Source organism: Photorhabdus aegyptia (genome assembly GCF_000612035.1).
In the GTDB taxonomy this organism is placed as follows: Bacteria; Pseudomonadota; Gammaproteobacteria; order Enterobacterales; family Enterobacteriaceae; genus Photorhabdus; species Photorhabdus akhurstii.
On record NZ_JFGV01000059.1, the window covers coordinates 13,214 to 31,377 of the forward strand.

General features: G+C 41.7%; 13 protein-coding genes and 1 pseudogene. 5 read left to right on the forward strand and 9 right to left on the reverse strand.

Annotated features, from left to right (window positions below):
* Positions 1-2 precede the first annotated feature (2 nt).
* The 4 genes from nuoC to hexA form a co-directional block, all read right to left on the reverse strand.
* Positions 3-1,802 carry an NADH-quinone oxidoreductase subunit C/D gene (nuoC, locus tag BA1DRAFT_RS16555; protein ID WP_105398090.1) on the reverse strand — a complete coding sequence of 600 codons (1,800 nt, stop codon included), beginning with the start codon at positions 1,800-1,802 and terminating at the stop codon, positions 3-5.
* Between the two features lie 118 nt (positions 1,803-1,920).
* Entirely contained in the window at positions 1,921-2,595 is a 675-nt protein-coding gene (locus BA1DRAFT_RS16560) for a NuoB/complex I 20 kDa subunit family protein (protein ID WP_011147305.1), read from the reverse strand.
* Positions 2,596-2,612: 17 nt separating this feature from the next.
* The gene (locus BA1DRAFT_RS16565; protein ID WP_082301044.1) at positions 2,613-3,062 is read right to left on the reverse strand and encodes an NADH-quinone oxidoreductase subunit A; all 450 of its coding nucleotides are present in this window, start codon (positions 3,060-3,062) and stop codon (positions 2,613-2,615) included.
* Between the two features lie 705 nt (positions 3,063-3,767).
* Entirely contained in the window at positions 3,768-4,697 is a 930-nt protein-coding gene (hexA, locus tag BA1DRAFT_RS16570) for a transcriptional regulator HexA (RefSeq protein WP_036781377.1), read from the reverse strand.
* Between the two features lie 812 nt (positions 4,698-5,509).
* On the opposite strand from hexA, the gene BA1DRAFT_RS16575 reads away from it, so the two are divergent.
* Together BA1DRAFT_RS16575 and yfbR are read left to right on the forward strand one after the other, a co-directional pair.
* On the forward strand, positions 5,510-6,730 hold the full coding sequence (locus tag BA1DRAFT_RS16575) for a pyridoxal phosphate-dependent aminotransferase (RefSeq protein WP_036781379.1): 1,221 nt from the start codon (positions 5,510-5,512) through the stop codon (positions 6,728-6,730).
* Between the two features lie 681 nt (positions 6,731-7,411).
* Positions 7,412-8,005: a 5'-deoxynucleotidase gene (gene yfbR, locus BA1DRAFT_RS16580; protein ID WP_036781381.1), complete on the forward strand. Its 594-nt coding sequence runs from the start codon at positions 7,412-7,414 to the stop codon at positions 8,003-8,005.
* On the opposite strand, the gene BA1DRAFT_RS16585 is transcribed toward yfbR, so the two are convergent.
* Positions 8,002-9,834 (reverse strand): SLC13 family permease, encoded by a 1,833-nt coding sequence (locus BA1DRAFT_RS16585; RefSeq protein WP_036781384.1) that lies wholly within the window; start codon positions 9,832-9,834, stop codon positions 8,002-8,004. The two genes, yfbR and BA1DRAFT_RS16585, sit on opposite strands and share 4 nt — an antisense overlap.
* 175 nt (positions 9,835-10,009) lie before the next feature.
* Positions 10,010-10,465, reverse strand: a complete 456-nt coding sequence (gene yfbV, locus BA1DRAFT_RS16590; protein ID WP_036781386.1) for a terminus macrodomain insulation protein YfbV — start codon at positions 10,463-10,465, stop codon at positions 10,010-10,012.
* A gap of 391 nt (positions 10,466-10,856) precedes the next feature.
* Here yfbV and ackA point away from each other — a divergent pair, with 391 nt between their 5' ends.
* The 3 genes and pseudogenes from ackA to BA1DRAFT_RS24705 all read left to right on the forward strand — a co-directional run.
* A complete protein-coding gene (gene ackA, locus BA1DRAFT_RS16595; protein ID WP_036781389.1) occupies positions 10,857-12,059 on the forward strand; it encodes an acetate kinase in 1,203 nt (400 codons plus the stop codon).
* An 87-nt stretch (positions 12,060-12,146) separates the two neighbouring features.
* Positions 12,147-14,273 carry a phosphate acetyltransferase gene (gene pta, locus BA1DRAFT_RS16600; RefSeq protein ID WP_036781401.1) on the forward strand — a complete coding sequence of 709 codons (2,127 nt, stop codon included), beginning with the start codon at positions 12,147-12,149 and terminating at the stop codon, positions 14,271-14,273.
* A gap of 117 nt (positions 14,274-14,390) precedes the next feature.
* Positions 14,391-14,471: pseudogene (locus BA1DRAFT_RS24705) on the forward strand (type II toxin-antitoxin system HicB family antitoxin); the annotation flags it as partial.
* A gap of 104 nt (positions 14,472-14,575) precedes the next feature.
* Here BA1DRAFT_RS24705 and BA1DRAFT_RS16605 read toward each other — a convergent pair.
* From BA1DRAFT_RS16605 to BA1DRAFT_RS16615, 3 genes are all read right to left on the reverse strand, one after another.
* Positions 14,576-15,220 carry a hypothetical protein gene (locus tag BA1DRAFT_RS16605; protein ID WP_036781391.1) on the reverse strand — a complete coding sequence of 215 codons (645 nt, stop codon included), beginning with the start codon at positions 15,218-15,220 and terminating at the stop codon, positions 14,576-14,578.
* A gap of 611 nt (positions 15,221-15,831) precedes the next feature.
* A complete protein-coding gene (locus BA1DRAFT_RS16610) occupies positions 15,832-16,482 on the reverse strand; it encodes a hypothetical protein (RefSeq protein WP_036781393.1) in 651 nt (216 codons plus the stop codon).
* 504 nt (positions 16,483-16,986) lie between these two features.
* Entirely contained in the window at positions 16,987-17,631 is a 645-nt protein-coding gene (locus tag BA1DRAFT_RS16615; RefSeq protein WP_036781396.1) for a hypothetical protein, read from the reverse strand.
* Positions 17,632-18,164: the final 533 nt, after the last annotated feature.

Here is an 18,164-nt window from a genome sequence, read left to right on the forward strand (position 1 = left end):
AGTTAGCGATCCACATCAGACATAACAAAATCGATACTGCCCAGATACACGATCAGGTCAGACACTAAGCCACCGCGGATTACCGATGGGATCTGCTGCAAATGCGGATAACTCGGTGTACGGACGCGGGTACGGTAACTCACAGTACTGCCGTCGCTGGTGAGGTAATAGCTGTTGATGCCTTTGGTGGCCTCAATCATTTGGAAAGATTCATTTGCCGGCATTACCGGTCCCCATGACACTTGCAAAAAGTGGTTAATCATGGTCTCAATATGCTGCAAAGTACGCTCTTTGGGTGGTGGTGTCGTCAGTGGGTGATCTGCTTTGAATGGACCTTCAGGCATATTGTCCAGACATTGCTTCAAGATTCGCAAGCTCTGACGCACTTCTTCCACTTTCAACATCACGCGATCATAACAGTCGCCGTTATTACCAATCGGCACGTCGAAATCGAAATTTTCATAGCCGGAGTATGGACGCCATTTACGCACATCAAACGCAATGCCCGTCGCCCGCAACCCAGCGCCAGTGGTGCCCCATTCAAGGGCTTGTTTGGAATTATACGCGGCAACCCCAATAGAACGGCCCTTCAAGATGCTGTTTTTCAGCGCTGCTTTCACGTAGGAATCAAGGCGTTTAGGCATCCAGTTCAGGAAATCGCGCAATAATCTATCCCAACCACGCGGCAAGTCATGAGCGACACCGCCAATGCGGAACCACGCCGGGTGCATACGGAAACCGGTAATCGCCTCCACCAGATCATACACTTTCTGGCGGTCAGTAAAGGCGAAGAACACCGGCGTCATCCCGCCAACGTCCTGAATGAAAGTTGAAATGTAGAGTAGATGGCTGTTAATACGGAACAATTCCGACAACATAACGCGAATGGTTTTTACCCGGTCAGGCACTTCAATTCCCGCCAGTTTCTCCACCGCCAGCACATAAGGCATTTCATTAACACAACCGCCTAAGTATTCAATACGGTCTGTATAGGGAATATAACTGTGCCAAGATTGGCGCTCTCCCATCTTCTCCGCGCCACGATGGTGATAACCAATATCCGGGACACAATCGACAATCTCTTCACCATCCAGTTGCAGAATGATACGGAACGCACCATGAGAAGAGGGATGGTTAGGACCAAGGTTAAGGAACATAAAGTCCTCATTCTCGGTACCCCGCTTCATTCCCCACTCTTCTGGTTTGAAAGTCAGCGCTTCCATTTCCAGATCTTCTTTCTGTCTGGTCAGTTCGAAAGGATCAAATTCCGTCGCACGAGCGGGATAATCCTTCCGCAACGGATGCCCTTCCCAAGTCGGCGGCAACATAATACGACGCAGGTTTGGGTGGCCGTTAAAGACAATGCCAAACATTTCCCATGTTTCACGCTCATACCAGTTGGCATTTGGAAACAGAGGAGTTGCAGTCGGCAGATTCAGGTCTTTTTCACTGAGGGCGACCTTCAACATAATATCGCGGTTACGCTCAATAGAAAGCAGGTGATAAAACACAGAAAAATCTGCCTCTGGCAGACCCTGGCGGTGAGTACGCTGGCGCTCATCCATGCCATGCAAATCGAACAGCATGACATACGGTTTGGGCAGTTTCTTCAGGAAAGTCATTATTTCCAGTAATTGTTCACGCTTCACCCAGACAACGGGTATACCAGTACGGGTTGGCTGAACAGTAAAGGCATCCGGGCCAAAGTGGTTACGCAGCTCACTCACAACCGGATCATCAAGATGGTCGTGAGTTTGCCACGCAGGCCGGGCGCTTTCTTGCGCTATCTGATCTATCATCATTTTTCACCACAACGCTTTGATCAGTGTTCGTTTTGATCAGGATTAGTATCGCAACACATTGCTCTGGTTACATTCATTAGGCTACTTTGAGTCACGCCTACTGTCTAAAAGACAGATTCTAAACTTCGTCTGGCGTACGCAGATTTTTCACTGCGATACGTTCCCCGTGCTTACGTTCTCTTTCTGACTGCATATTGGCACGGTAAACCCCTTGATCTCCCACCACCCAAGACAGCGGACGACGCTCTTTGCCGATCGACTCCTGTAGCAGCAACAAAGCTTGCATATAAGCTTCAGGACGAGGAGGACAGCCAGGAATATAAACATCAACGGGGATAAACTTATCGACGCCTTGAACTACAGAGTAAATATCGTACATACCACCAGAGTTGGCGCAGGCTCCCATAGAGATAACCCACTTCGGCTCAAGCATCTGGTCATACAAGCGCTGAATAACCGGCGCCATTTTGGTAAAACAAGTGCCAGCGACCACCATAAAATCCGCCTGACGGGGTGATGCACGTAAAACTTCAGCGCCAAAACGAGCGACATCATGAACAGCGGTAAATGATGTGGCCATTTCCACATAACAGCAGGAAAGACCAAAGTTGTAGGGCCACAGGGAGTTTTTACGTCCCCAGTTCACCATATCATGCAGAGCATGCTCCAGTTTGCCCATGTAAACACTACGGTGGACATGCTGCTCCAGTGGGTCTGCGACAATTTCCTGTTTTTGCAGGGGATAACGGTCATTCTCACCGTTCGGATCTATGCGGGTGAGCGTATAATCCATCTTTAAATGCCTCGCTATTACTGCGGATGACTATTGTTAATGTTAATCACAACACTTGGTTTACTTACCTGGCGGCTTGAACGAGATGGCGTCCAATTCAGCGCCCCAATACGCACCAGATACAACAAGCCTGCGAGTAACACCAAAATGAAAATGCTTGCTTCGATAAAGCCTAACCAGCCACTCTCTTTGATAGAAACTGACCATGCATATAAAAACAGCGCTTCAACATCGAAGATGACAAAGAACATAGCGACCAGATAGAACTTGGCCGACATACGGAGACGAGCACTACCGACAGAATCAATACCGGATTCATAAGGGACGTGTTTTGCCCGGGCTTTCGCTCTTCCGCCCAAGAAAAACGCCCCTAACAGCATCAAAGCACACAGACCGAAAGCACCTAAAAGAAATACCGCGAATGCCCAGTGATGGGCAAAGAGTTCAGTGGATGTTGACATACTCATTGCTTACTCATCAAAAGTGGTGTCAAAAGTGTCTGCTCTTTTGTCTGGCAGTGTTGCACCACATCGATTCAAGGGAAGGGGTAACAACCAAATCTGAAACACTGTTAATCAATGATTGATGGAGTGAATCTTCTTGGTTTTTACTCCTCTCAACAATATTTTGTCTGTTATGACAAAATTAATCTAACATTTATTTACAAACAACAAACTTAGTCTTAACGGATCGTGCTGCCGCGCTGCTAAAACGTGTCAGTAAACTGGCATGCGAATAGCGGCGGAAACTAGTCTAACCGATAACTCGCTTTTACTACATCATTATCTCAGGAAAAACCTGCCTTTCCACTGCTACATAGGGAGTATTTCTTTGATCAAGTACACAATTTGACAGAAAAAAATTTTACTGCTGATGATAATTCATTCAAATCTGAAGAAATTATATTTTTATCCATTAGCGACAAGAAAAGTTCCCGTTCACTACAGAAATTCTTATTTCATCAATTCAGCGAATTATTACTTTGTTAACAATATAACAATTTGTTAACCAAATCAGGGGGGTGTTAAGAAAAATGCCACCGTATATTTAATGATTACGATAACAACAAAATAAGATGAATTCAGTTGATGATTTCTTATAAATATATCTAGGGAGCTAATACCTCCTTCCGTCCATAATGGAGGTATTAGCAAAGACAAGCGTTTCAGATATTACTCATCAATAATATCGTCATCATCAGGAAGTTCTTCTGGAACACCCGATATCGTGTATGGCGTTTTCTTATTCTCTATAGCACTAAAAACCGTCAGAACAGATTCATTTTGTTCATTGCTATGTCTATAAAGAGAGAATTGAGTTTCAGGCAAACGAGGAAGCCCTTCACTCTCCCCTAAAATACGCAGATCGGCATTTTGCATTTCCAGAGGACGGGCAGTAATACCGACTTCTGCATTCACCGCCGTGCGAACCGCCGACAGAGAAGCGGCTTCATAAGCAATCCGCCACGATACTCCCACCTCATCCAACGTATCCAACGCCAACTGACGGAATGGATTGGTTTCATCCATCACAACCAGTGGCACAGGCTCATTTGGTTGTAGCTGGAAATCAGGGGCGCAATGCCATAATACCGGTGTTGAGCGCAGAACAGTCCTTGGATGATGACTGATCTTCGCGGTTGTGAGCGCCAAATCGATCTCATGGCTATCCAGCATACTTTCAATAAATTGAGTACGCTTTATACGGACATCTATTGCCATCCGCGGATAAACAGAAGCGATGCGATTTAACAAAAAAGGGAGCAGTGTATCCACCGTATCGTCGGATGCACCGATTCTTAGTTCGCCTTCTGCATCGCTATAGGTTAATGATGCGCTGGCATCATCGTTAGCGCGCAGAATTTGTCTTGCATAACCAAGAAGTTGAAGACCATGCTCTGTAAGAAGCTTATTACGGCCGTGGCGGGCAAACAGCTCTCTGCCCACCAACTGCTCTAAACGTTGCATTTGCTGACTTACAGCCGATTGCGTTCTGCATACTGCTGCTGCTGCTGCTGCAAAAGTATTTAAATCAGCAACAGCAACAAAAGTTCTTAGCAGATCGAGATCGAGATTCATTATCGGACGATTTGCATTTATCATTGTTTATTCATCACTTTTTTTTGATTTTAATTACTAACTAACCTGGTGTTTTTACGTAAGCACTATCAAATTAAATTAACATCGCTTAGACAGTACTCTACTCTATTAAATAGGGCAAAGATTTACTGCTGTTTTTTTACCTATTCAACCCATTGCGGGTTTTATTTTCTCCTCTTCGTTAGCAAAAGTTACTCGGATTCCTAAATAAATTGAGGACAATCCCTATTTACAACACCCTATATGTGATTTCTAGTTTGGTTATTTTGTTTTCTGACTCACGTCAAAGAATAACATAAGTTATATCAGAAAAACTAAATATAAAGTAAAAATCTACAATATCACTAATGTTTAATAATCCTATTCAGATAAATTTACAACTAGTTTCCAGAAATGATCAAAAATATTGTTCGATCTTTCTAAAATATATAGTTCTGAATTGCCAATTCAAGGCAAATCTTATACATAAGAATAAATTATACAAACACAACAATTTTTATTGGCAAATTGAACCATGATCACTTTCTGCCCAAAATGGCGCAATCAAGCCGTTATCACGTTAAAAACACCCCATTTCCACACTAGAAAACACCCACAATTAAGATTATAAATTTGATCTTGTGAATAAATTCAGAATTTAACGCTGACATAATTTGCATAAAAAGATACTCAAATAACAACTTCCCTACTAAAACAACCATTTTAACCAAATATATCAAGGCATCTTCAAAACATTCAGCGGGAAGAGTACATTAAATGTTACACACTATGTGCCAGGCGACCCCTTTTTTTACCAAGATAAGGTAAGACTCTCTATGCTAGCAGTTAAAAAATCCAGCAAATTGGATAATGTTTGTTACGACATCCGCGGCCCCGTACTCAAGGAAGCGAAACGCCTTGAAGAAGAAGGGAATAAAGTCCTCAAATTAAATATTGGTAATCCAGCCCCCTTTGGTTTTGAAGCGCCAGATGAAATCTTGGTAGATGTTATCCGTAACTTACCAACCGCGCAGGGTTATTCAGATTCGAAAGGTCTGTATTCCGCACGCAAAGCTATCATGCAACATTATCAAGCCCGGAATATGATGGATGTGACCGTTGAAGATATTTATATCGGCAATGGCGTTTCTGAATTAATCGTTCAGGCAATGCAAGCATTACTGAATACCGGTGATGAAATGCTGGTTCCTGCGCCTGATTATCCTCTCTGGACTGCGGCGGTTTCACTTTCCAGCGGCAAAGCCGTACATTATATGTGTGATGAAGGGTCAGATTGGTTTCCTGACTTAAACGATATCCGCAACAAAATTACACCTCGTACACGTGGGATCGTGATTATTAACCCTAATAATCCAACGGGTGCTGTATATAGTAAAGAATTGCTGTTGGAAGTTGTTGAAATAGCCCGTCAACACAATTTGATTATTTTTGCTGATGAGATTTACGACAAAATCTTATATGACGATGCAGAGCATCATTCAATTGCCGCGCTCGCCCCTGATCTGTTAACGGTAACATTTAACGGGCTATCCAAAACATACCGGGTAGCAGGTTTTCGTCAAGGCTGGATGGTATTAAACGGCCCGAAAAAACACGCTAAGAGCTATATTGAAGGTTTAGAGATGCTGGCATCAATGCGTTTATGTGCCAATGTGCCAATGCAACATGCTATTCAAACTGCTTTAGGTGGTTACCAAAGTATCAGTGAATTTATTTTACCTGGTGGTCGTTTGTATGAGCAGCGTAACCGAGCATGGGAATTAATTAATCAAATCCCCGGCGTTTCCTGTGTAAAACCTAAAGGCGCTTTATATATGTTTCCCAAAATTGATACGAAGCGCTTTAATGTTCATGATGACCAAAAGATGGTGCTTGACCTTTTATTACAAGAGAAGGTTTTGTTAGTGCAAGGAACCGCATTTAACTGGCCGGAACCTGACCATTTCCGCATCGTGACGTTACCAAGGCTCGACGAACTGGAGATGGCGATTCAAAAATTCGCTCGATTTATTGGCAAATATCACCAGCAAAAATAATCTCCGTTCACAGAAAGAGATTACTGATAACGGAGATTATTCATACCATACGTTCTGTCGGTGTAGAAGAAAACCTATTTCTTCTATTCCGATAAATCCAGCCTGTCCGATAAACCTAGCCTGCCCGTTTTTCCCTTACTGAGGAAAACCGCACCTGTCAGAGAGAAATCCTTGATAACCATTTCCATAGCTTTCTTTATTGATGCCAAATGATGACTCTCTGCAAAATAAGACCAATAAATTTTCACTTTTTACCGGTAACACAGACTAATTTTTTTATTTTATAGAGGACTCTTGCAGTGATTATATAAGGCATTAGCAAGATACAAAAGAATTAAACATTGCATTTATTAAACTTGATAAAAGAGAACACCTGAATAAATAATAAGCTATTGTAAATTATATGAAATTTTTGTATATGAATTGTATATAAAATGGAGTAGAGAAATAAATTTCTTTTAAAAAATATATCCATCACGATTATAACATTGCCAGTTAATGGTAAATGTAAATTAACCCTATCACCCCTGCTATACGGTCTGGATACCCGTTTTAATGTGTGTCAGGTAAATAGCAGATTTCCCTATAAAACCAATGGATAAGAATAAGAAACGATTTTAAGGTTTACTTCACCCCACCCACAGCTCACAATAACAGCAATGTTTACTGTAAGAGATAATTATGAGCCACTTTTTTGCCCACCTCTCCCGTTTGAAACTGATTAACCGTTGGCCTTTGATGCGCAATGTACGTACAGAAAACGTGTCTGAACACAGCCTACAGGTAGCCTTTGTCGCACACGCCTTAGCCATTATCAAAAACCGCAAATTTGGCGGCAATGTGAATGCTGAACGCATTGCGTTGCTGGCTATGTATCACGACGCCAGCGAAGTTATCACCGGAGATTTACCCACACCGGTCAAATATCACAATCCACATATCGCACGGGAATACAAAAAGATAGAAAAAATCGCACAGAAGAAATTATTGGAAATGCTGCCCGCGGAGCTACAAGAGGATTTCCGCCCAATTCTGGATGACAGTCAGCATACAGCAGAAGAAACTTTTATCATTAAGCAGGCCGATTCCCTGTGTGCTTATCTGAAATGTCTGGAAGAGTTATCGGCAGGTAACCATGAATTCAATCTGGCGAAAGCCCGGCTTGAAAAAACCCTGGCTGATCGTCACAGCCAGGAGATGGATTACTTTATGAAAGTTTTTGTACCGGGGTTCAGCTTGTCATTAGATGAAATTAGCCTCGATATTCCCCATTAGAATGGAAACAACCAAGGTATGACCAGCACACTTATCACCATCACCAGCAGGGTGAATGGTACGCCCAAACGGACAAAATCGGAAAACTTATAACCACCGGGGCCAAGAACCAGCGTATTCACTGGGGATGAAACCGGGGTCATAAATGCAGCGGAAGCCGCCACGCCAATAATCATCGCAAATGGCATCGGAGAGACTGCCATTTCACGCGCGGCAGCAATGGCTATCGGCGCCATTAATACCGCCGTTGCCGTATTAGAAATAAACAAGCCGATTACCGCACAAAGTACAAACAGACATACCAGCATCACTCTCGGCCCCATATCACCGGCAATATCCATCAGGCCGCGAACAATCAGATCAATCCCGCCGGTTTTCTGTAATGCCAGTGCAAACGGCATCATCCCGACAATCAGGATAATACTGGGCCAGTGAATAGAGCGGTACGCACTTTCCATATCAATACAGCGGAATTTTCCCATCAACAGGCAAGCTATCAATGCCGCAATCACATTGGGTACTTCATCGGTAAGCATCATGGCTACCATCAGCGCCAAACTCAAAAGCGCATGTGGAGCTTGGGACGTTGCCGGGGCTACTTCTTCGATCTCAACCGGCAGATTAAGGACAATAAAATCGCGCATTTTGGTTTGCAGGACACGGATCAATTTCCAGTCACCAATAACCAGCAAAATATCGCCCAGTTGCAGCGGTTCATCGACCAGTTTACCCGGCAACGATTCACCATCACGTCGAATACCAACAACATTCAAGCCATAGCAGGTACGAAAACAGATTTCCCGCAGCGACTTTCCTAATAAATCTGACTCCGGGATCAGAGAAACTTCCGCCATTCCCACATTACGAGATTGTTCAGAAAAGTACTCCCCACGCAGCACCATCGGCTCTAATAATTGCTCACTGCAAAACTCACGCAGATCCACCTCACTGTCTGACATATCAACCAGCAACACATCCCGCGCTCTCAATTCGGTATTGCCCACCGCACTAACCATAACGCGCCGAAAACGTCGCCAACGCTCAATACCAACGACATTAGCCCCATAGCGGGCACGCAAATTTAACTCATCAAGAGAAAGACCAATCAGCGGGGAACCTGAACGGATAGCCAGACGACGCGCGCGACCTGATAATTTATAGTCGCGGATAAGGTCACGGAAAGTGCGGCGATTCCATTTGTCATGACCTTTATCCAATTGATTATTTCCCAACCAATGGTGAGCGATCAACATATAACCAATACCGGCAAACAGAATCAAAATACCAATCGGTGTAATAGAGAAAAATTTGAAACCGGGAAGCCCTTCCCGTATCAACTCACTGTTAATCACCATATTGGGTGGCGTTGCTACCAATGTCATCATGCCACTGATAAGCCCGGCGAAACTCAAAGGCATCATCAACCGCCCCGGCGAAATTTTCATTCTTGCCGCCACACTGAGCACCACAGGAATAAAAATTGCGACCACTCCTGTAGAGCTCATGAAAGCACCAAGCCCCGCCACCGTCATCATCAGTAACGCCAACATTTTAGTTTCGCTGTTTCCGGCAACTCTTACCAGCCAGTCCCCCATTTGATAAGCAACGCCAGTCCTTACCAACCCTTCGCCAATAACAAACAGGGCAGCTATCAACAACACATTGGGATCACTGAAACCGCTGGTCGCTTCACCGAGCGTTAACGTTCCACTCATGACAAATGCGATAATCACCAATAATGCAACAATATCCATGCGTAGTTTATTGGTGGTAAAAAGAACAATAGCTATCAACAGCAGGGTCAATACCCACAAGAGTTCGCTATTCAAAATGGCCTCTATCAACAAAGAAGAAGATATTAGTATCGAAAACTTGGCTAGTAGACCATTTTATCGAGGGAAAATCTTCGGTTGCGATCAACAATGCCCCCACTTTTCGCCATGAATCATCATTTCTGATTTTTCAATACATTGACGGCAATAATCTAAACGGATTTCTCCTGGCTTAAACATCATCGAGAAACGAACGATCGAGTTGTTTAAACGCGCGTTTCAGCAATTCTGCGAGAGATTGATAAGTTGGCGTTTGCTGCACCGGAGCCATTGCAATACCGGCTGCGGCAAATTTATCACGGATTTCATGGAACCATTTCAGCAATGCCGCCGGTAGTGGCGTTGATGCCCGTTTCCCCAACCACCATAACCCTTGCATCGGTAAACTACAGGCAAACAACGCCGTCGCCACAGCCGGACCAAGCTGACCACCCAGTGCGATTTGCCACGTCAACGTAAAAATAGCCAACGGCGGCATAAACCGGATACCAAAACGGGTTGCCTTAATAATCCGGTTTTCAGGAAACATGGGTGCTAATTGTTTCTCAATCGGCCAAGTTTTCATATAGTGCTGTCCCAGTTGCATCTTTCTCAGCCATCCATTACTGGTGGGAGGTATTGCGCTCATCATGACCTCAATCAATTAAAAACACATTTTTTAAAAAAACATTGTAAATGATAAAATATTTTTTGTAGGATTAAGTATATTTTGTCTTTACTGCTGGCTATCGGTATCCTACATCCACTTTTGTGTTATACACAGCAGTAAAGCGACATATTTTACCTTTTTTACTGCACTTAGGTTCATTTTGTTAACAAATCACACTGTCTCTTAACATCATGGCTGGCAAAAAAGGGTTTTGAAAATCGAAACCTTATCATCATGCTCTTTGCATAGAGCATGATGTTAATCATTTAATGTCATCACCTTACGCGCTACGCTCATAAGTAATTGACGTTTTATTAATCAACATGTCTTATCTGTAAGACTCAATGACAAACACGATATAGGTATTTCCATGTCAAGTAAGCTGGTACTGGTCCTCAATTGCGGTAGCTCTTCTCTGAAATTTGCTATCATCGATCCTGCTAACGGTGAAGAATATCTTTCTGGTCTAGCTGAATGTTTTAACCTGCCCGAAGCCCGCATTAAGTGGAAAATGGATGGCGCGAAACATGAAGCCGCTTTAGGTGCTGGCGCAGCCCACAGTGAAGCATTGAACTTTATTGTTAATACTATTCTGGCGGAAAAACCAGAACTTTCTGATCAAATCACCGCAATCGGCCACCGTATTGTTCACGGCGGTGAAAAATTCACAGCATCCGTCGCCATCAATGATGAAGTGATTCAAGGGATTAAAGATGCGGTTCCATTCGCACCATTGCACAACCCGGCTCACCTGATTGGTATCGAAGAAGCGAAAAAAGGGTTCCCACACCTGACTGACAAAAACGTTGCCGTATTCGATACCGCGTTCCATCAGACCATGCCGGAAGAGGCTTACCTGTATGCCCTGCCATACAACCTGTACAAAGAACACGGCATTCGTCGCTATGGCGCACATGGAACCAGCCACTTCTTCGTTTCCCGTGAAGCGGCAAAAACGCTCAACAAACCGGTTGAAGAGCTGAACGTTATCGTTTGTCATCTGGGTAATGGTGGTTCCATCTCCGCTATCGTTAATGGCCGGTGTGTTGACACCTCTATGGGATTGACGCCACTGGAAGGTCTGGTAATGGGTACCCGCAGCGGTGACATCGACCCGGCTATCATTTTCCACCTGCATGATTCACTGGGCATGAGCGTTGAACAAATCAACAAACTGTTGACCAAAGAATCTGGTCTGCTAGGTCTGACCGAAGTCACCAGTGATTGCCGTTATATAGAAGATAACTATGAAACTAAAGCCGATGCTAAACGCGCGATGGACGTTTACTGCCACCGTCTGGCTAAATACGTCGGCTCTTATTCCGCACTGATGGAAGGCCGTTTGGATGCCATTATCTTTACCGGTGGTATTGGTGAAAACTCCGCACTGGTTCGTGAGCTGGTACTGAAAAAACTGGCTCTGTTAGGCTTTGAATACGATCACGACCGTAACCTGGCGGCTCGCTTCGGTAAATCCGGCGCTATCACGACTGACAACAGCCGTCTTGCTTTGGTGATCCCAACCAATGAAGAATTAGTGATCGCTCAAGACGCAGCGCGTCTGACCGCGTAATAATTTGACCAACCGCCAGCCACTGCTGGCGGTACTATTTTTTGACCAACGAGCAACCGTAAAGAGGTTTCCGTGTCCCGAACAATTATGTTGATCCCTACTAGCACCAGCGTCGGCTTGACCAGTGTTAGTTTAGGTGTAATCCGCTCAATGGAGCAAAAAGGCGTTAGCCTGAGTGTTTTCAAACCTATCGCCCAATCCCGTTGCTGTGGCGCCCAAGATCAAACCACAACAATCATCCGCTCTCATTCCAGCATAAAAACCGCTGAACCGCTGGACATGGCGCATGTGGAATCTTTGCTGACAACCAATCAGAAAGATGTACTGATGGAAAAAATCGTGGCCCTTTACCACGAAAACACCAAAGACGCAGAAGTCATTCTGATTGAAGGTCTGGTTCCAACCCGCAAGCATTCATTCGCCCAATCTCTCAACTATGAAATTGCCAAAACGCTGAATGCTGAAATCGTATTCGTATTGGCGCTAGGTAACGATTCCCCGGAACAGTTGAAAGAACGTGTTGAACTGGCGCGTGCTGAATTTGGCGGCAGCAAAAACCAGAACATTACCGGTGTTATTATTAACAAACTGAATGCGCCGGTTGACGATCAAGGCCGTACCCGTCCTGATCTGTCAGAGATCTTTGATGAATCCTCAAAAGCCACCACATCTAACATCGATCCGAACACGCTGTTTAAAAATAGCCCATTGCCAATCCTGGGTTGCATTCCGTGGAGTTTTGACCTGATTGCAACTCGTGCAATTGATATGGCAAGACACCTGAACGCCCGTATTATCAACGAAGGCGCGATCAAAACCCGTCGTGTGAAATCCGTGACTTTCTGTGCACGCAGCATTCCACACATGTTAGAGCACTTCCGTCCCGGTTCTCTGCTGGTCACTTCGGCTGATCGTCCAGACGTTCTGGTTTCAGCCTGTCTGGCGGCTATGAATGGTGTTGAAATCGGTGCAATTCTGCTAACCGGCGGCTATGCCATCGATGAGCCGATTAAGCAATTGTGTGAACGTGCCTTCAACACTGGCCTGCCAGTCTTTATGGTTGATACCAACACCTGGCAGACTTCCCTGAGCCTGCAAAGTTTCAGCCTGGAAGTTCCGGTAGATGACCATGAACGTATTGAAAAACTGCAAAACTACGTCGCACACCATATCAACAAAGAGTGGATCGACTCCCTGACAGCGAACTCTGAACGCCCACATCGCCTCTCTCCACCTGCATTCCGTTATCAATTAACAGAATTGGCGCGCAAAGCAGGCAAACGCATTGTTCTGCCGGAAGGTGACGAACCTCGTACCGTGAAAGCGGCATCTATCTGCGCTGATCGCGGTATTGCGCAATGCGTTTTACTTGGCGATCCAGAAGAGATCCGCCGTGTCGCCGCTGCTCAGGGGGTAGAACTGGGCGCGGGTATTGAAATTGTTGATCCGGTTGCTGTACGTGAGCGTTATGTTCCACGTCTGGTTGAACTGCGTAAAAGCAAAGGCATGACCGAAGTCGTCGCACGTGAACAACTGGAAGACAACGTTGTTCTGGGTACGTTGATGCTGGAACAGGGCGAAGTTGATGGTTTGGTATCCGGTGCGGTACACACCACGGCCAACACTATCCGCCCGCCATTGCAGTTAATCAAAACGGCGCCGGGCAGCTCGCTGGTATCATCCGTGTTCTTTATGCTGCTGCCGGAACAGGTTCTGGTTTACGGTGACTGTGCAATCAATCCAGATCCGACGGCTGAACAACTGTCTGAAATCGCTATTCAATCTGCGGATTCAGCTAAAGCATTTGGTATCGAACCGCGTGTAGCCATGATCTCCTACTCTACCGGCAACTCCGGCGCCGGTAGTGATGTTGAAAAAGTTCGTGAAGCAACTCGTTTGGCACAGGAAAAACGCCCGGACCTGATCATTGATGGCCCATTGCAATATGACGCCGCAATCATGGCAGATGTAGCGAAATCTAAAGCACCAAACTCACCGGTTGCCGGTCAAGCTACTGTGTTCATCTTCCCTGATCTGAACACTGGTAACACCACCTATAAAGCGGTACAACGTTCTGCGGATCTGGTTTCAATCGGACCAATGCTGCAAGGTATGCGTAAACCGGTTAACGACCTGTCCCGTGGCGCTTTGGTAGACGATATTGTTTACACCGTTGCACTGACTGCGATTCAATCAGCACAGGGGGAAGCGTAACCGCTTCTTATCCGTAGCAGATTAATCGCTGACAAAGGCTGAATCCTGTACTTCTCTGGATTTGGCCTTTTTATTTTCTTTTTATCCCCGTAAAGATTCTGGTTTTTTGATTTACCCGGCTGTTATTTTACTGGCGATACACTTGAAGAAGCCTGGCAAGATGCTAAAAGTGCTATTGAGATACATTTCGCAAAATGAATCAGAAATTTAATCGTGCCGCAGATATGCGGCACCTTACCTTTATAGTTATCTGCACAAATTTAAGATTGATAATGACATGATAATATAATAGATGTTAAATCCTATTTTCTTAACAATACATACGCCACTTGAGCTTGTATTTTATTCGTTGATAACCACTCGTTAAATATATTTCCTATTCCACGTTGCTTATATTCAGCATCACAGCTTTCCGATGTCCCTCTTCTACCTAACCCATACGATAATGTTCCAGCTTCCACTTTAGGGCGGCAATTATGTGCAGTTGTAAAATCACCATATAACCAACCGGCTCTTTTCGTTTTGAATTCAATAACAACACCTGGGTTATTATTGGTTAGATAACTTTGAGAGTAAGTGAATTTAGGCGCAATTCCACAAAAAACGTTTTCTTGAACACAAGAAATTTTTTCATTACTATTCCTATCAAATCCTTGATATTCATTTATCTGCATTCCTCGATACCAGTACATCGATTCTTCTATCTCATTATCACTATTTACAGTTTTATTACTCGTTAGTGTAAGTTTATTCGGTGTGTTGACTGAAACTCGAAGAACACAATTTTCATATAAAGACATGACCTTAGTCTTTGCCAATCCATTTGCAGTTATTGCATTTTTTACCTGATTTCTAATGTTCTCCGGATCTTGCATACAGGCCATACTGAAATTGCTAATAGTTAATAAAAATGGTGCAATAAAGAAAATCTTTTTATTCAAATTCATATTTCTTTCCTTACTTGATTTATAGTTTTAACACTAAATGGAACAAAATTAATTTCGTTATCATCAAACTAATATATAATTTACGATATAAATAATAATTTAAATCACAATTCAGACACAAATAAGAAATCAACAACAATAGGGAATTACAATATAAATCATTTAATTCAATTAGTTATTATTTCCTTTCTTAAGTAAGAATAGATTATTAAATCAAAAAACACAAATCACAGAATCATTAAATTAGAAAAATATCTTACTTAAACACATAAAAATAAATATAGAAAAATTTCAACAATATATAAAATGAATGATTTATCAACATTCACATGTTATATATATAACATCATAACCACTGGTTTTTTATATCATAACAATCTAAATAACCTCACAAGATTGCAAATACATTCGACCATAAAATTTATAAAAAACCACATGATCATTTATAACTATTGTAAAATATTTTTCAATGAAAACTTTTCTACTACCTAACTACACACAATGAACTACAAAAAACAATTTAATTGTGCCGCATATATGCGGCACCTCACCTTTATAGTTATCTGTGTATATTCAAGATTGATAATTGCATAGTTTCAGCACAGAGAAGCCTATTTTTTCTTTTTCTGTAATAATACATACGCGACCTGGGCTTGTACTTTATTCTTTGATAACCACCCATTAAATATATTTCCTATTCCGCGTTGCTTATATGCAGAATTACAACTTGCCGATGTTCCTGTTACACCAAGCCCGTATGTTCCTCCACCTTCAGCTTTAGTCTTACATCCATTTTTAGTTGTAAAGTCATTATATAACCAACCAGCCTTTTCCGTCTTAAATTCAATAACAACACCTGGTTTTTTATTCGTTAGATAACTTTGTGAGTAAGTGAATTGAGGCGCAATTCCACAGAAACTGTTTTCTTGAACGCAAGAAATTTTCTCGTTCCTATTTTTATCAAATGTTTGATATTCCTTTATCTCCATTCCTCGATACCAGTACATCGATTTTTCTGCCTCATTATCACTATTTGAGGTTTTACTACTCTTTAGCGTAAGTTTATTTGGTGTGTTGTCTTTAACTCTAAGAACACAATTTGTGTATAAAGACATTACTTTGGTTTTTGCCAATCCATTTGCAGTTATTGCATCTTTTACCTGATTTCTAATGTTTTCCGGATCTTTCATACATGCCATACTGAAACTGCTAATAGCTAATAAAAGTGGGGAAATAAGGAAAACTTTTTTATTCAAACTCATATTTCTCTCCTTGCTTTATTTATAGTTTTGGTACCTAATTAGATTAAAATAGATTTCATCATTATATATTAATTAAAGAATGCCATTACAGATAACATAATAAATTAGCCGTTGCATTAATCCTTATTGTTATTATCTGCTTTGAATAAGGTAGATTATTTAACTATAAAAAACAAAAACAAATTCCAATATAATTAAATTAAAAAATATGCCATTAGAATATCTACAAAAAATATAGTAACGATATATAAGAAAAAAAACCAATAGTGATATGAAAATATTTCTTTTGAAAAACATTTCTCAATGAAAATTTTCTTTGTTATCTAATAGAGTTCTTTATGCAATTTGCATTTATTCTTTAACATTCTATCGAGTGCTATTAGTTATCCCCCCAACAAGGGCGATAAACTTTAACCAAGAAAAAGCACCAAAGCTATAAGACATTCGGTGCTAAAAGAGAGTTTAAAGCTAATAATGACATGATTATATAATAGATATTAAGGATTAGTTCAGTATAGGTATTTGTATATAAGAAATTGTAGCCTCTATTTTAACTGGCTTTTCTAATAGCCAGTTATTAAACTCATCCCCGACCTTATAACCTTTAGGCTCACAATTCGATTCATCTTCTTTCAATGCACCCATTCCACCCAGTCTATATGATTCTCCTCTTGATTCAACATAAATTTCGCAGTTATGTTTAGTTGTAAATTCATTATATAGCCAACCAGGTTTTACGGTACTAAACTCTATAACCAATTTTTTATCTTCTCTCATCGGATAGCTCTTCGCGTAAGTATACTCAGGAGAAATTCCACAAAAGCGATTCGGCACATTAACACAAGGAATACTCTTAAACTTATTACTATCAAATAACTTAAATTCTTCTATTCCCATTCCTCGATACCAGTACATCTCTATCTCTGCACGTTCATTCCTATTTTGGGATTTATGATTAGTTAATATAATTCTATTTCCAGTATTCACCGCATCCAATTCGCACTTTTTATACATAGACATCACTTTAGTTTCTTGTAGTCCATAGCTTTTTATTATATTTTCTACCGTTGGATCAATATTACATGCCACACTAAAATGGCTCATAGCTAATAAAGTAAAAATCAGAAAGACTTTTTTATTCAAGCTCATATTTCTCTCCTTGCTTTATTGATAGTATTGATACCAAGAAAAACAAAGATATATTTCATAACTGTTATTAACAAATTCATCTATAATCTTTGTCGACATATAATGACTTAACGTGCAATGCTACTATAAATAAAGAATCAATAACAAAATAACTTCGCAATATAAATTATATCATTTAATTAGTCTCTCTTATTATTAGCTATCTTAAATAAAGATAGATTGTTAAATCAAAAAACACAAGCGCCAAAATAATCAAATTAAAAATAAAACAAAAACACAAAAAAGACAAAAAAGACAATTTCAATAACATATAAAATAGATAATTTTTTAGTTGTTACCATATCACATAAATAAAACAATTACCTATTTATTATTCCTAAATAACATATTGGACATCACCCAATTGCAATGATAATTATTCACATAATTCAAAAAATAAAGTAGGGGCTGTCCTAGATAAGTAATTTGATCTAGGATATCCAAATGAGAAAAAGTCGGATTAGCCAATACAAGCAAAAACGTCTTCAGGAGCT

Excerpts from the sequence above, each read along its gene's own strand:
- nuoC (WP_105398090.1), bottom strand. The coding sequence starts at position 1,802 with ATGATGATAGATCAGATAGCGCAAGAAAGCGCCCGGCCTGCGTGGCAA.
- BA1DRAFT_RS16560 (WP_011147305.1), bottom strand. The coding sequence starts at position 2,595 with ATGGATTATACGCTCACCCGCATAGATCCGAACGGTGAGAATGACCGT.
- BA1DRAFT_RS16565 (WP_082301044.1), bottom strand. The coding sequence starts at position 3,062 with ATGAGTATGTCAACATCCACTGAACTCTTTGCCCATCACTGGGCATTC.
- hexA (WP_036781377.1), bottom strand. The coding sequence starts at position 4,697 with ATGATAAATGCAAATCGTCCGATAATGAATCTCGATCTCGATCTGCTA.
- BA1DRAFT_RS16575 (WP_036781379.1), top strand. The coding sequence starts at position 5,510 with ATGCTAGCAGTTAAAAAATCCAGCAAATTGGATAATGTTTGTTACGAC.
- yfbR (WP_036781381.1), top strand. The coding sequence starts at position 7,412 with ATGAGCCACTTTTTTGCCCACCTCTCCCGTTTGAAACTGATTAACCGT.
- yfbV (WP_036781386.1), bottom strand. The coding sequence starts at position 10,465 with ATGAGCGCAATACCTCCCACCAGTAATGGATGGCTGAGAAAGATGCAA.
- ackA (WP_036781389.1), top strand. The coding sequence starts at position 10,857 with ATGTCAAGTAAGCTGGTACTGGTCCTCAATTGCGGTAGCTCTTCTCTG.
- pta (WP_036781401.1), top strand. The coding sequence starts at position 12,147 with ATGTTGATCCCTACTAGCACCAGCGTCGGCTTGACCAGTGTTAGTTTA.
- BA1DRAFT_RS16605 (WP_036781391.1), bottom strand. The coding sequence starts at position 15,220 with ATGAATTTGAATAAAAAGATTTTCTTTATTGCACCATTTTTATTAACT.
- BA1DRAFT_RS16610 (WP_036781393.1), bottom strand. The coding sequence starts at position 16,482 with ATGAGTTTGAATAAAAAAGTTTTCCTTATTTCCCCACTTTTATTAGCT.
- BA1DRAFT_RS16615 (WP_036781396.1), bottom strand. The coding sequence starts at position 17,631 with ATGAGCTTGAATAAAAAAGTCTTTCTGATTTTTACTTTATTAGCTATG.